The sequence below is a fragment of the Streptomyces sp. NBC_00390 genome (genome assembly GCF_036057275.1).
Classification (GTDB): domain Bacteria; phylum Actinomycetota; class Actinomycetes; order Streptomycetales; family Streptomycetaceae; genus Streptomyces.
Genome location: NZ_CP107945.1, coordinates 1,516,316 through 1,528,867, shown reverse-complemented (window position 1 = coordinate 1,528,867; position 12,552 = coordinate 1,516,316). Strand labels below are relative to the sequence as shown.

The following is a 12,552-nucleotide window of genomic DNA, read 5'->3' as shown; positions in this document are numbered from 1 at the left end:
CGGCCTGACCAGGAAGGCCCTGGCCGTTCGGGAGCACCTGCGGCGCTCCGGCCGCCTATGGCGCGGGGGCCTGCGGCGTATCGCCGGGTAGTGCCCCTTCCGGTGCCCGCACGGACGGCAGACCGGAGGCCGAGGGCTCGGCGGGCACGCCGGGCACCTTCGGTCCGGCGGGCGCGTCGGGCACAGCGGCTGCACCAGGTCCGCCGGGCACGGCCGGCAGATCCGGGGCGGACGGCAGGGAGGGCAGGCCGGACACAAGCCCCTCCGGCACCGTCGCGACCTCCGGGACGGCGGGCGTGGGCAGTGGCAGTCCGGGCAGCACGGGCACGTCGAGCCCCGGCGCGCCGGACTGCTGCGGTCCGGTCGTGCCGGACCGCTGCCCGGTGTCCGTGCGGCTGCCGGGCGCGGGCGGCCCGCCGCCCGCCCCGGGGGACTGCGCCTCCGCGGCCTGCGAGATCGCGGGGAACGGGGGCCGTGACGAAGAGGGCCCGTCCACGTCGCGGACGTGCGGCAGGACCAGGCCGACGACCGCCAGTGTCGCCGCAGTGGAGACCACCGCCACCGCCTGGGCGTTCCCGCCCTGTGGCCGGCCGCGTCCGATCAGCCACAGCGCGAACCCCAGCGTGGCGGCCAGCGAATTGCGCAGCGTCCGGCGGGCCCGCGCCAGCAGCGACTCGACCGTCCGGTAGCTCAGGCCCATCTTCACGGCGACCTGGCCGACGTCCAGATCCTCGGACTTCAGCCACAGGGCCTCGGCCTGGCGGGCGGGCAGTTCGTCGCTGCGGTGGGCCAGCCACATCGCCTCGGCGCGGTCGCAGACCGCCTCCTCGACCGGTACGGGGACCGGTGCGAGCAGTCTGGGGCTGCTGCGCACCTCGTTCTCACGGTTGACCTGCCGGTGGCGGTCCACGCACAGCCGCATGGTCACCGTGGTCAGCCAGGCACCCAGCCGCTCGTCGTCGAGATGAGGGTTCTCGGCGGCGCGCAGCATCGCCTCGTGCACGGCGTCCTCGGCATCCTCCAGGCTCACTGACCTGCGGCGGGCCACCTTGAGCAGTTGCTCGCGGTGGGCCCAGGCGCGCTGCCACCGCGCTTGGGCCGCCTCCGTCTCCGTAGCCATGAGGCCCCTCGCTCTCACCCGGCCGGAAAGGGTGCTGGTCGGTCCGGCGCGGGGGAGATTACCGCCCGGTATCCGGGGTTGTGGAGGGGGCGGGATGCATCGATTCGGTTTCCTTGCTGGTCAGCGCACCGAGGCCGGGGAGCTCGGTGGGGAGCTCCGGCACCAGGGGCAGCGCCGGGCCGTCCTCCTCGCCTCCCCGGGCCGGCGAAGGGGAGGGAGTGGGTCCGGGCGTGCGGGAGGGGGAGGGCGCCGCGGTGCCGGTTCCACGGCCTTTGCCGGGGCGCGCCGCGGCAGCGGGCGGCGCGGGCTCGGCGGACGGCTTGCGGTCGAGGCGGTGCTCCCGCAGCGGCAAGCCGTGGTCCGGCACGACCCGCAGGCCCTCGAGGTAGTACGCGAACCATGCCTTGACCGTGCGCAGATACGCGCCGGAGTGGTTGTAGCCGAGGATCGCCCGGTCGAGGTCCGCCCCGTCGGACAGGTCCCGCCCGCCCGCGCACAGATAGCGCCCGGCGGCGAGGGCGGCATCGAAGACGTTGCCCGGATCGCTGCGTCCGTCGCCGTTGCCGTCGGCGCCCCACAGAGCCCACGTCGACGGGATGAACTGCATCGGGCCCACCGCACGGTCGTACTCCGTGTCGCCGTCGTACAGCCCGCCGTCGGTGTCGGTGATGACGGCGAAGCCGTTGCCGTCCAGGCGCGGACCGAGGATCGGGGTGAGCGTCGTGCCGTCCGCGCTCACCCGGCCGCCGCGTGCCTGCCCGGACTCCACCTGGCCGATCGCGGCGAGCAGCTGCCGTCGCAGCCGGCAGCCGGGACTGCTGCCGGCCAGCTCCTCCTCCGCGTTCCGGTAGGCCGCGAACACGGTCGCGGGCAGTGCGCCGCCTGCCGTCGCACCGGAACCCTCCGCGCCCCTCGCGCCGCCGGCCGGGCGGGACTCCCGCAGCGGCGGAAGCTCCGTGCGGTACGCGGTGTCACCCGAGACGCTCGGCCCGGGCGCGGCCGGACGCCGGGCCGGGGCCGCGGCGTGTGCCGCCGGTCCCGGTGCCTGTGAGGCGGTCAGTGCCGCCATGGCCGCCGTGGCGATCGCCGTCGCCTTGACACCTCTGCGCGTGTGCCCTGTCATGATGCGGACCCCTCCCTGCGCCGCTGCCGCGCGGCGCTTGTTCACCTGCTCTACGTGGCACCCGCGCGGTTCCGTCGCACGGAGATGCGACCCGTCCGCGGCCGTCCCGCGGGTGTCCGCCGCTGCCCGTGGCCCACGTGGACTCTTTGCGGAACGGGAGGGCCGAGGACCGTGCGCGAGAGCGCGGCTAACGTGGGGGCATGGTGCGACTGAGAGTGGAGTTCACGACCGAGCCGTTCGACCTGGACGAGCCGCCGGCGCACGCGCTGGCCGTCCGCGAGGTCGTGCAGCGCGCGGGTCTGGACAAGGTGGACGTCGGACCCTTCGGCAACACGGCCGAAGGCGGTGCCGACGAGGTGCTGGGCGCGGTCGACGCGCTGCTGCGCAAGGCCCTGGAGACCGGGGCCACCCGGGTCTCCTTGCAGGTCAACGTCCTGGAGGGCGAGGGATGACCGGGCCCGCCGACCACGCACTCGCCCAGGCGGTGAAGCCGCTCGTGGACGCCATGGGCGGGGTGCTGATCGCGCCCGCCGAGGCCGGCGAGGACGACGTCATACTGAGCTGGGAAGGCGAGGAGGTGCTCGCCGTACGGCTCCCGCAGCTCGCGGACTCCCTGGACCACATCCTGGCCGCGCTGGGACGGCAGCACGGCAGACCCCTCGCCGAGCTGGACCGCAAGACCAAGCAGTCCGTCGTGCGGACGCTGGAGGCGCGCGGCGCCTTCTCCGTCCGGCACGGTGTGGAGACGGTGGCGAGCGCGCTGGGAGTCAGCCGCTTCACCGTCTACAACTATCTGAACAGGGAGAACGCGGCGAAGGGCCAGTAGCCGTCGGCCCTGGGGTGCCGGCGGAAGGCCGCCGTCCGGTCCATCGGGCGGCGGCTTTCACGTCCCCAATTTTTCAACAAAGTGTTGACGTGATGTTGCGTGAGGGCGTTAGCTGTCCGCAGCCCGTCCGACGCACACAGCGCGAAGAACAGCCGCGGAGGCTCCCGTGACTTCGACGTCCACCCCGGCACTCGCCCGGTTCAACGCCTTCGAGGACAGCACGGCCCAGGCCGCGCTGCACGAGGTGTGCGCCAGCTCTGCCTGGGGGAGCAAGCTGCTCGCCCGGCGCCCGTACGCCACAGTGGAAGCCCTCTTCGCCGCAAGCGACGCCGCCATGGCCGAGCTGACCGCGGAGGATCTGGCCGAGGCGATGGCGGGGCACCCGCCGATCGGGCGCCCGAAGCCCGGGGACCCGACCTCCTCCCGCGAGCAGAGCGGGATGGCCGGCGCCTCCGACGCACTCAGGACCGAGATGCTCGAACTGAACCTGGCCTACCAGGAGAAGTTCGGCCATGTCTTCCTGATCTGCGCCACCGGCCGGACCGGCGAGCAGATGAGGGACGCGGTCCGCGAGCGGATCGGAAACTCGCCGGAGCGGGAACGGGAGATCGTCCGCACCGAACTGGGCAAGATCAACCGCATCCGGCTGGCCCGTCTCGTGGAGGAAGAGAACCAATGAGTACTGAGACCGCGGCATCGCCGAGAAGTTCCGTGTCCACCCACATCCTGGACACCAGCATCGGCCGCCCCGCCGAAGGCGTCGCCATCTCGCTCGCGGCCCGCAGCGGCCCCGCCGCGCAGTGGGTGGCACTCGGCGGATCCGCGACCGACGCGGACGGGCGGTGCAAGGACCTGCCGGCGCTGCCGGAAGGAACGACCCATGTACGTCTCGATTTCGAGACCGAGGCGTACTTCTCGAACAAGAAGCAAGCCGAGGCGCAGCAGGACGCCCCCCGCGTAAGGGACAGCGGTGCGTTCTTCCCGGAGGTGGCGATCACATTCGCCGTCGTGCCGGGCGAGCACTACCACGTACCGCTGCTGCTCAACCCGTTCGGCTACTCCGTTTACCGAGGGAGCTAGCAGAAAATGCCCACGATTCTCGGCCAGAACCAGTACGGGAAAGCAGAGAACCGCGTCGTCAGGATCACGCGGGACGGCGACACCCACCACATCAAGGACCTGAACGTCTCGGTCGCCCTCTCCGGCGACATGGACGAGGTGCACTACTCCGGCTCCAACGCCAACGTCCTGCCGACCGACACCACGAAGAACACGGTGTACGCGTTCGCCAAGGAGTACGGCATCGAGTCCGCCGAGCAGTTCGGCATCCACCTCGCCCGCCACTTCGTCACGTCGCAGGAGCCGATCCACCGGGCGCGCATCCGCATCGAGGAGTACGCGTGGGAGCGCATCGCCGCCTCCGACGGCAATTCCAAGTTCATCGGAGCCGACGAGGTCAAGCACTCCTTCGTACGCAAGGGCCAGGAGACCCGCACCACCCAGATCACCTACGACGGTGAGAAGTGGCAGATCATCTCCGGGCTCAAGGACCTTGTCGTGATGAACTCGACCAACTCCGAGTTCTGGGGTTACGTCAAGGACACGTACACGACGCTCCCGGAGGCGTACGACCGCATCCTGGCCACCCAGGTCGCCGCCCAGTGGCGCTACAACTGGACCTCCGACGAGGCCCGGATGCCCAACTGGGACAAGTCATACGACCAGGCCAGGAAGCACATGCTGCAGGCCTTCGCCGAGACCTACTCCCTCTCGCTGCAGCAGACCCTGTACCAAATGGGGGCGCGCATCATCAACAGCCGCAGCGAGATCGACGAGATCCGCTTCTCGCTGCCGAACAAGCACCACTTCCTGGTGGACCTCGAGCCGTTCGGCCTCAAGAACGACAACGAGGTCTACTTCGCGGCGGACCGTCCCTACGGCCTGATCGAGGCGACCGTCCTGCGGGACGGCATCGAGCCGCAGATCCCGGTCGACATGACCAACCTGCAGTAGCGCCGCTTCACCCCCGACGTTCGCGCCGGCGTCAGGTCCAAGGGGGAGAGCGGGGGCATCTGCGCAACAACTTCAACCGCGGATCCGGTCGTCACCCCGCTCGACCCCCGGGTCCGTTCCACCACTTGGAAGACGAGGACCTGCCATGGCGGCTTCGCGCATCGTCATCGAGAACTGTGCCATCGCGACCGTGGACGCGAACGACACCGAGTACGCCCGCGGCCACATCGTCGTGGCGGACAACCGGATCGAGTCGGTGGGAGCGGGCGCGGCACCCGAGCACCTGGAGAACGTGGTCCGCCGTATCGACGGCACCGGCCATCTGGCCACGCCGGGCCTGGTCAACACCCACCACCACTTCTACCAGTGGATCACCCGGGGACTCGCCACCGACCACAACCTCTTCAACTGGCTGGTCGCGCTCTACCCGACCTGGGCGCGCATAGACGAGCCGATGGCCCGCGCCGCCGCGCAGGGCTCGCTGGCCATGATGGCCCGCGGCGGTGTCACCACCGCGATGGACCACCACTACGTCTACCCGCGGGGCGCCGGCGACCTGTCCGGCGCGATCATCGGTGCGGCGAGCGAGACGGGCGTACGGTTCACCCTCGCGCGCGGCTCCATGGACCGCGGCAAGTCGGACGGCGGGCTGCCGCCGGACTTCGCCGTCGAGACCCTCGACGGCGCGCTCGCCGCCACCGAGGAGACCATCGACAAGCACCACGACGCCTCCTTCGACGCGATGACGCAGATCGCCGTCGCGCCCTGCTCACCCTTCTCCGTCTCCACCGAACTGCTGCGGCAGGGCGCCGAGCTGGCCCGCCGCAAGGGCGTGCGGCTGCACACCCACGGCTCGGAGACCGTCGAGGAGGAGGAGTTCTGCAAGGAACTCTTCGGGATGGGCCCGACCGACTACTTCGAGTCGACAGGCTGGCTGGGCCGGGACGTGTGGATGGCCCACTGCGTTCACATGAACGACTCCGACATCGCCGCCTTCGGCCGTACCGGCACCGGCGTCGCCCACTGCCCGTCCTCCAACGCGCGCCTCGCCGCCGGTATCGCCCGCGTGCCCGACATGCTCAAGGCCGGCGTCCCGGTCGGCCTCGGCGTCGACGGCACCGCCTCCAACGAGTCCGGCGAGCTGCACACCGAACTGCGCAACGCGCTCCTGATCAACCGTCTCGGCGCCCACCGCGAGTCGGCGCTGAACGCCCGTCAGGCGCTGCGCCTGGGTACGTACGGCGGCGCGCAGGTCCTCGGCCGCGCGGACCAGATCGGTTCGCTGGAGGCCGGGAAGCTCGCCGACCTGGTGCTGTGGAAGCTGGACACCCTGGCCCACTCCTCCATCGCCGACCCGGTCGTCGCGCTCGTCCTCGGCGCGGCCGCCCCGGTGAGCATCTCACTTGTGAACGGCAGGACAGTCGTCGAAGCGGGCCGCCTGACGACGGTCGACGAGGACGCCATCGCCCGCTCGACGCGGGACGAGGCACAGCGCCTGGCGCGGATCGCAGCCGAGGCCTGACCGAACGACTTCCAGCAGTCCGGTCGAGGGGGACGGCCCTCGACCGGCGGCCATGGACCCGAGCGGGGTCCCTGGCAGCTGTCACCGGGGGGCACGCACGTCAGAACGCGCGTGCCCTCCGGGGGCGGTGACTCGTGCCACCCCCCAACTGGGCATTCAGCTGTACCCCCTGCACCACCTCCATGACACCCACGTCACCCACCGACGTGTAACCGACCGGAGGACCCACTGTGGCCGCCCGAACCGCCTCTGATGCACAGACCGCCGACGCGCAGGACCGGAAGCATCCGGTCGACGAAACCCTGCCCCCTTTCAAGATGTTCACCAGCGGCCTGCAGCATGTCGCCGCCATGTACGCGGGGGTTGTGGCCCCACCGATGATCGTGGGGCCCGCCGTGGGCCTCAGCGCCAAGGACACCGCGTTCCTGATGGGCGCGAGCCTGTTCACCGCGGGTATCGCGACCCTGCTCCAGACCCTCGGCTTCTGGCGGGTCGGAGCCCGGCTCCCGTTCGTCAACGGAGTGTCCTTCGCCGGAGTGACCCCGATGATCGCCATCGGCAAGGACCGTGGCTACGACGGAGTCGCCGTCATCTTCGGCGCGATCATCGTCGCCAGCGTGCTGGGCTTCGTCCTCACCCCGTACTTCTCCAAGCTCGTCCGGTTCTTCCCGCCCGTCGTCACCGGTACCGTCATCACACTGATCGGCGTCTCGCTGCTGCCCGTCGCCTTCAACTGGTCCCAGGGCGGCAACCCCGCGGCCGACGGTTACGGCTCCATGAAGAACATCGGGATGGCCGCCCTCACACTGGTCGTCGTGCTGGCGCTGCGCAGGCTGCTGCGCGGGTTCCTGCAGCAGATCGCCATCCTGCTCGGCCTGGTGGCGGGGACCGTGATCGCCCTTCCGCTCGGCATGGCCGACTTCGGCGCCTTCAAGGACGCCGGACTCGTCGGCTTCCCGACGCCGTTCCACTTCGGCGCACCGCAGTTCGAGATCGCCGCGATCGTGTCGATGTGCATCGTGATGCTGGTGTGCATGACCGAGTCGACGGCCGACATGCTGGCACTCGGCAGGATCGTCGGCAGGCCGGCCGACGAGCGGATCATCGAGGGCGGGCTGCGTGCCGACACCCTGGGCAGCGCGGTCAGCCCGCTGTTCAACGGCTTCATGTGCAGCGCCTTCGCACAGAACATCGGCCTCGTCGCGATGACAAAGGTACGCAGCCGCTTCGTCGTCGCCGCCGGCGGCGGGATCCTGCTCCTGCTGGGCCTGTGTCCGCTCGCCGCCTCGGTGATCGCCCTCGTACCGCTGCCGGTGCTCGGCGGCGCGGGCATCGTCCTGTTCGGCTCGGTCGCCGCCAGCGGCATCCAGACGCTGGCCGCCGCCGCCCTGGACAAGGGCGAGAACGCGCTGATCGTGGCCGCCGCCGTGGGTATCGGCCTGATCCCCATCGCCGCGCCGGAGTTCTACCACGCGTTCCCCAAGGACCTGCTGGTGGTTCTGGACTCGGGCATCTCGACCGGGTGCATCGTGGCGATCGTGCTGAACCTGGCCTTCAACCACCTGGGGAAGCGGGCGGGTTCGGACGAGGAGCAGCCGGCGGGGACGGGGAAGACCCCGGAGCCGGCCGCCGCCCACTGACGCCGACGGGCCGGGGCACCCGGGGAACCGACGTTCCCCGGGTGCCCCGGCCTCGTGCGGTCTGCGCTGCCTGTGCGTCAGCCGATGTGGTAACTGTCGCCGTACACCTTCCAGTCCAGGGGCGTGTCCAGGCCGAGGTTGCCCCTGTCGAGGAACACTCGCTGCGCGGTGTCCACCCGGCTGGTGTCCTCATGCGCCTCCTCCTGCTTCATGGCCCACACGCGGGCGTCCAGGAATGCGTGCAGATATGCCCGCTCGTCGCCGCCCTGGGCCGGTGGCCTCGCCTCGGCGAGTGCCATGCGGCGGATGCTGCTGAAGCTGGTGCTGTCGCTGCCGTCGCCGTGCATCACGATCGCGTCGTAGTAGATGAACTGCCCGAGGACACCGACGCCGTCCTGCTTGCCGCGGCCTACCGCCGGGTCGAAGTAGACGCGGTCGCGCTCGTCGTTCTGGGCCTCCTTGAACGCCGGGTCCTTGGCGGCCCGTTTCCAGTCGCGGGTGAAGTCCGGGTCGAGTCCCTCGTGCGAGTCGCTGCCGTCGACCTCGCGCAGCGCCGGCAGGTACCTCGCCAGTACGTTGCCCGGCCTGCGCTGCGTGTAGAGCTCGACGAGGCCGAGCATGTCGCCGGTGCCCGAGCAGAAGCCGATGATTCCGGCGGTGTAGCCGCGGCCGTCGCCGATGTCCTCGATGTACTCGTACTGGGCCTTCCAGTCCAGCGAGGAGTTCTCCGCGCTGGAGACGAGCTGCATGGCGATCTCCTTCTTCGCCGGGTCGTCCAGCCCGGCGGCCGCCGGTGCGGGGTCCTGGGCGGCCATCGCGCCCGACGGCCCGGCGGGCTGGTCGGACGGTGCGGCGAACGCCGTCACGGGTACGGCGACCAGCGTCACTCCGAGCAGCACACGCGGGAGAAACCTGAGCGGACGAAGGGTGCGCTTGTGGGGGGCGGACACCTTGCCTCCATGGGGGAGTACGTCTGGACGTGCTCTGTTAGTAAACTTTCCTACCAGAGTCCCGTGAGTCGCGTACACCCCTTGGGCCGCCCGGAGTTGGAGAGGGCGGGGAGGGTGCGTCCAGGGCTTCGCCGTGCGCTGCCGCCCGTTCCCGGCCACTCGCGGTCTGTGGTGGCAGATCCCGCTCCTGTTCGCCTCTCGACCCGGTCTTCAGAGCAGTTCGGCGCTGCTCGCCGGCTCCTGGCGCGGCTGGTGGTTGATGCGGTGCCGCTCGATTGAGGACCGGCGGTAGACCTCTTCGCGCACCCGCTGGATCTCACCGATGGGCCGGTGGTCCTCGCGCGAGCGCCACGGAGTGATCGACGTCCCGTCCGCGGCCGTGAGGTTCTCCTCGCCGCCGATGTCCTGGCGCGGGACGTCGATCCGGGCGACCGTCACCCACGGCGAGAGCTGCTCCGGCCACTCGACCGACGTGTTGTCCACGGGCATCCGCATGAGGTCGGCGTTGAGCTGGACCTGGAGTTCGAAGGCGTGGTCGCGCTCGCCCGCCTCCGCCACCAGGGTGTTTCGGAAGGCCTCGCCGTCCGCGCGCACATCGACGTCGAGGTGGGTGACGGGGGAGACCGGGAGCGTACGGATCTTGGCGATGTGATCTCCGTACCGGAAGGCGCCCATGCTGTTGTACGTGTACGAGAGCAGGTTGCGGCGCTGCACCTGGGTGAACGACAGCATCGCGAACAGCTCGTCCCACAGCCACTCGTCCGCACTCGCCAGGGTGCCGCGGCGGGTGAGGAACTCGCCCATCCAGGACTTGCGCCGGGCCGGGTTCACCAGGGCGTCCGGGAGTTCGGCGAAGAGTTCCTCGATGACCATGTAGTCATAGGCGGTGTTGGCGAAGAACACCGTGTTGTTGATCAGGTTGAGGTCGAAGGTGGTCGCCTCGGTCTCGTCCGCCAGCAGCGACCGGCCCGGGACGCCGAACATCTTGATGCCCATGCCGCACGCCGCGCCCAGCAGCGAGTCGGCGCGCAGATGCCCGAGCCCGTTGGAGTAGCGCACGACCGCGTCGTACGTCGCCGGGGCGGCGAAGATCCCCTGTGCGTACGGACCCGGTGTGTCACTGACCGTGATGGTCGCCTTCATGAGGCCGTACGTCTTGCCGTGGGCGGTCCGGACCGCGCGGCCCACGCCCTCCCGTTCGACGGACTCACGGGTGCGGCGGGCGACATTGCCGACGACCTCGTCCAGTTCCTGCTGGTAGGTGGGGCGTTCGACGGGGGTGTACTGCTCGTACCTGACGAATTCCATCGTGGCTCTCTCCTTCGTGCTCACCGTTCCACCTGAAACATAGCGCACGATTCAATTGTGCACGATGTAACTGGATGTGATGGTCCCCACGAAAGTGATCGAGTCTGCGTCAAGCCGCCGGCGTACCCAGCCGGTCGATCAGCGCGCGCAGCCGGTCCCGCAGCTGCACCGCCTCCTCGGCCGTCAGGCCGTAGATCCGGCCCATCGACCCCGGAATCCCCTCGGCCCGCTCCCTGAGCGCCCGGCCCTGCTCCGTCGCCTCCACGGTCACCAGGCGCTCGTCGGCGGCCTGTCGCTCGCGCCGCAGCAGCCCTGCTGCCTCCAGCCGCTTGAGCAGCGGCGACAGCGTGCCGTAGTCGAGCCCGAGCGTCACGCCCAGTTCCTTCATCGGCACCGGTCCTCGCTCCCACACCGCGAGCATCACCAGATACTGCGGATACGTGAGGTCCAGCTCGGCCAGCACCGGCCGGTAGGCCGCCGTCACCGCCCGCGACGCGGAGTACAGCGCGAAGCACAACTGATCATCGAGGGTCATCGAGGCGGCCGGGGTCATGGGCGTGGCCGGGGTCTGGTTCATTGCCATGCCCCCATTCTCACTCCCGCCCGCACGACGCCGCCGCTACGCCGGTGGCGCCGGGTCCCAGGTCATGAGGTTGCTGAACAGCTCCGCCTGCTCCACGGCGTCGTCCAGCGCGTGATGGGTGTGCCGCCGCCGCGACAGCAGCGAGCGCGGCATCGTGCCCTTGGCGACGGCGCGCAGCGGGAGCCGGGCCTTCGTCGCGTACAGGGTCTTCATGTCCATACAGCCGGAATGGCCGAACGGGCTGGCGCCGGTGAAGCGCATCAGATACCAGTACAGGAAGGTCCAGTCGTACGACGCCGGGTACCCGCACATCACCGGCTGTGCGCCCACGGCCACTTCGCGCACCCAGGTGGTGAACTCGGCCATGGCGGCGGCCGGTTCGCTGCCCTCGCGGACGAGACGGTCGCGGTCCAGGCCGCTCACGGCCAGTGCCGCCGGGACGAAGTCGTCGCTGATGGGGCGCAGTTCGCGGTAGAAGGTATGAGCCTCGGGGTCGTCCTCGGCGGTGTAACCGGCCGCGTCCTGCCGGCCGGCCACCGCCGCGCCGAGGCTGATCATCGAATACGGGCCGGGGATCGGTCCGTCGGCCTCGATGTCGACGGAGATGTAGAGACTGGGTCTGATCGTTCTTGCCATGACGGGAGCATGGCAGCCGGCGACCCCTCGGCTCACCTGATTTCCCTGCCGCGCGGCCGGCGGCCCGGCTCCGGCGGGTGAGCGCCCGCCTGCGGCGGGGTCCGGTGCAGACCCCGCCCGTACCCGCCGTCAGCCGGCACCCTGGGGCGACCAGTCGGGACGACGCCCGCTCAGCCCGATGACCCGGTCCAGCAGCGGCGCGCTCCCGGGCACCGGCACGACCGGACCGAACATCCCTCCGCGGTCCGGATCCTCCGCGGCCGGCGCCAGCAGCGCGTACGACACCCGCAGGCTCGCCTCGTCCGGGTCGTAGTCCTGCCCGGTCGCCCGTGCCAGGTCCCACCCGTGCACCAGCAGCTCGTTGAGGGCGACCCGCCCGGCGATCGCGGCCGGAAAGGTGATGCCGCCCGCCTGGGTGTCGCCGTCCCAGGCCCCCGGCGTACGCCAGGCCGTGACCAACTCTTCCAGCAGGACGGGGAGTTGTGCCCGCCAGTCGTCCGCCAGCACCCACGTCACGGTGCTCGGATCGGTGTTCGTCGTCGGCCCGAGGTCCTTGCGCGCGGCGTCACGGAAGGCCGAGGACAGCCCGACGACATGGGCCAGCATCTCCCGTACGGCGTACTTCGGACAGGGCGTCGGGTCATCCAGCCCGGCCTCGTCGATCCCGGCCGCCAGCCGTGCCATCCCGGCTGCGACCGGTCCCAGATCCGGCGTGTCCGGCATGTGTGATCCTGTCGGGTCCATCGTGTTCGCGTTCATGAAGTCGAGACTTTCCCCGTCGCGGAAACTCATCGGTCCCCCGTTCGGGCTATCCGGACGTGGCAGGGCCGG

Annotated in this window: 14 protein-coding genes; 7 read left to right on the top strand and 7 right to left on the bottom strand. The window is 70.5% G+C overall.

Annotated elements, in window-relative coordinates:
• Positions 1 to 55 precede the first annotated feature (55 nt).
• Both OHS70_RS06645 and OHS70_RS06640 read right to left on the bottom strand, forming a co-directional pair.
• Complete coding sequence (locus OHS70_RS06645; RefSeq protein ID WP_328394633.1) at positions 56 to 1,120, bottom strand: RNA polymerase sigma factor; 1,065 nt, start codon at positions 1,118 to 1,120, stop codon at positions 56 to 58.
• Positions 1,121 to 1,178: 58 nt separating this feature from the next.
• Positions 1,179 to 2,243, bottom strand: a complete 1,065-nt coding sequence (locus OHS70_RS06640) for a lytic transglycosylase domain-containing protein (RefSeq protein WP_328394631.1) — start codon at positions 2,241 to 2,243, stop codon at positions 1,179 to 1,181.
• Between the two features lie 203 nt (positions 2,244 to 2,446).
• Between OHS70_RS06640 and OHS70_RS06635 the strand changes: the two genes are divergently transcribed.
• From OHS70_RS06635 to OHS70_RS06605, 7 genes are all read left to right on the top strand, one after another.
• Positions 2,447 to 2,695, top strand: coding sequence for a hypothetical protein (locus tag OHS70_RS06635; RefSeq protein ID WP_328405462.1), 249 nt, complete (start codon positions 2,447 to 2,449; stop codon positions 2,693 to 2,695).
• Positions 2,692 to 3,069 (top strand): helix-turn-helix domain-containing protein, encoded by a 378-nt coding sequence (locus OHS70_RS06630; RefSeq protein ID WP_328394629.1) that lies wholly within the window; start codon positions 2,692 to 2,694, stop codon positions 3,067 to 3,069. The genes OHS70_RS06635 and OHS70_RS06630 overlap by 4 nt, the downstream gene beginning before the upstream one ends.
• Before the next feature lie 166 nt (positions 3,070 to 3,235).
• Positions 3,236 to 3,748, top strand: a complete 513-nt coding sequence (gene uraD / locus OHS70_RS06625) for a 2-oxo-4-hydroxy-4-carboxy-5-ureidoimidazoline decarboxylase (RefSeq protein ID WP_328394628.1) — start codon at positions 3,236 to 3,238, stop codon at positions 3,746 to 3,748.
• Entirely contained in the window at positions 3,745 to 4,149 is a 405-nt protein-coding gene (uraH, locus tag OHS70_RS06620; protein WP_328394626.1) for a hydroxyisourate hydrolase, read from the top strand. The genes uraD and uraH overlap by 4 nt, the downstream gene beginning before the upstream one ends.
• Before the next feature lie 6 nt (positions 4,150 to 4,155).
• On the top strand, positions 4,156 to 5,082 hold the full coding sequence (gene pucL, locus OHS70_RS06615) for a factor-independent urate hydroxylase (RefSeq protein ID WP_328394624.1): 927 nt from the start codon (positions 4,156 to 4,158) through the stop codon (positions 5,080 to 5,082).
• 145 nt (positions 5,083 to 5,227) lie between these two features.
• Complete coding sequence (locus OHS70_RS06610; protein WP_328394622.1) at positions 5,228 to 6,604, top strand: 8-oxoguanine deaminase; 1,377 nt, start codon at positions 5,228 to 5,230, stop codon at positions 6,602 to 6,604.
• 230 nt (positions 6,605 to 6,834) lie between these two features.
• Entirely contained in the window at positions 6,835 to 8,244 is a 1,410-nt protein-coding gene (locus OHS70_RS06605) for a nucleobase:cation symporter-2 family protein (RefSeq protein WP_328394620.1), read from the top strand.
• 77 nt (positions 8,245 to 8,321) lie between these two features.
• Here OHS70_RS06605 and OHS70_RS06600 read toward each other — a convergent pair whose 3' ends face one another.
• The 5 genes from OHS70_RS06600 to OHS70_RS06580 form a co-directional block, all read right to left on the bottom strand.
• Positions 8,322 to 9,194, bottom strand: a complete 873-nt coding sequence (locus tag OHS70_RS06600; protein WP_328394618.1) for a chitosanase — start codon at positions 9,192 to 9,194, stop codon at positions 8,322 to 8,324.
• 210 nt (positions 9,195 to 9,404) lie between these two features.
• The gene (locus OHS70_RS06595; RefSeq protein ID WP_328394616.1) at positions 9,405 to 10,502 is read right to left on the bottom strand and encodes a catalase family protein; all 1,098 of its coding nucleotides are present in this window, start codon (positions 10,500 to 10,502) and stop codon (positions 9,405 to 9,407) included.
• Positions 10,503 to 10,611: 109 nt separating this feature from the next.
• Positions 10,612 to 11,085: a MarR family winged helix-turn-helix transcriptional regulator gene (locus OHS70_RS06590; protein WP_328394614.1), complete on the bottom strand. Its 474-nt coding sequence runs from the start codon at positions 11,083 to 11,085 to the stop codon at positions 10,612 to 10,614.
• Positions 11,086 to 11,121: 36 nt separating this feature from the next.
• Complete coding sequence (locus OHS70_RS06585; protein WP_328394612.1) at positions 11,122 to 11,721, bottom strand: 3'-5' exonuclease; 600 nt, start codon at positions 11,719 to 11,721, stop codon at positions 11,122 to 11,124.
• Positions 11,722 to 11,850: 129 nt separating this feature from the next.
• Complete coding sequence (locus tag OHS70_RS06580; protein WP_328394610.1) at positions 11,851 to 12,444, bottom strand: TIGR03086 family metal-binding protein; 594 nt, start codon at positions 12,442 to 12,444, stop codon at positions 11,851 to 11,853.
• Positions 12,445 to 12,552: the final 108 nt, after the last annotated feature.

Bases quoted from the DNA above. Each gene is read 5' to 3' on its own strand.
- OHS70_RS06580 (WP_328394610.1), bottom strand. From the start codon at position 12,444: ATGCCGGACACGCCGGATCTGGGACCGGTCGCAGCCGGGATGGCACGG.
- pucL (WP_328394624.1), top strand. From the start codon at position 4,156: ATGCCCACGATTCTCGGCCAGAACCAGTACGGGAAAGCAGAGAACCGC.
- OHS70_RS06585 (WP_328394612.1), bottom strand. From the start codon at position 11,721: ATGGCAAGAACGATCAGACCCAGTCTCTACATCTCCGTCGACATCGAG.
- uraH (WP_328394626.1), top strand. From the start codon at position 3,745: ATGAGTACTGAGACCGCGGCATCGCCGAGAAGTTCCGTGTCCACCCAC.
- OHS70_RS06645 (WP_328394633.1), bottom strand. From the start codon at position 1,120: ATGGCTACGGAGACGGAGGCGGCCCAAGCGCGGTGGCAGCGCGCCTGG.
- OHS70_RS06630 (WP_328394629.1), top strand. From the start codon at position 2,692: ATGACCGGGCCCGCCGACCACGCACTCGCCCAGGCGGTGAAGCCGCTC.
- OHS70_RS06640 (WP_328394631.1), bottom strand. From the start codon at position 2,243: ATGACAGGGCACACGCGCAGAGGTGTCAAGGCGACGGCGATCGCCACG.
- OHS70_RS06595 (WP_328394616.1), bottom strand. From the start codon at position 10,502: ATGGAATTCGTCAGGTACGAGCAGTACACCCCCGTCGAACGCCCCACC.
- OHS70_RS06590 (WP_328394614.1), bottom strand. From the start codon at position 11,085: ATGGCAATGAACCAGACCCCGGCCACGCCCATGACCCCGGCCGCCTCG.
- OHS70_RS06610 (WP_328394622.1), top strand. From the start codon at position 5,228: ATGGCGGCTTCGCGCATCGTCATCGAGAACTGTGCCATCGCGACCGTG.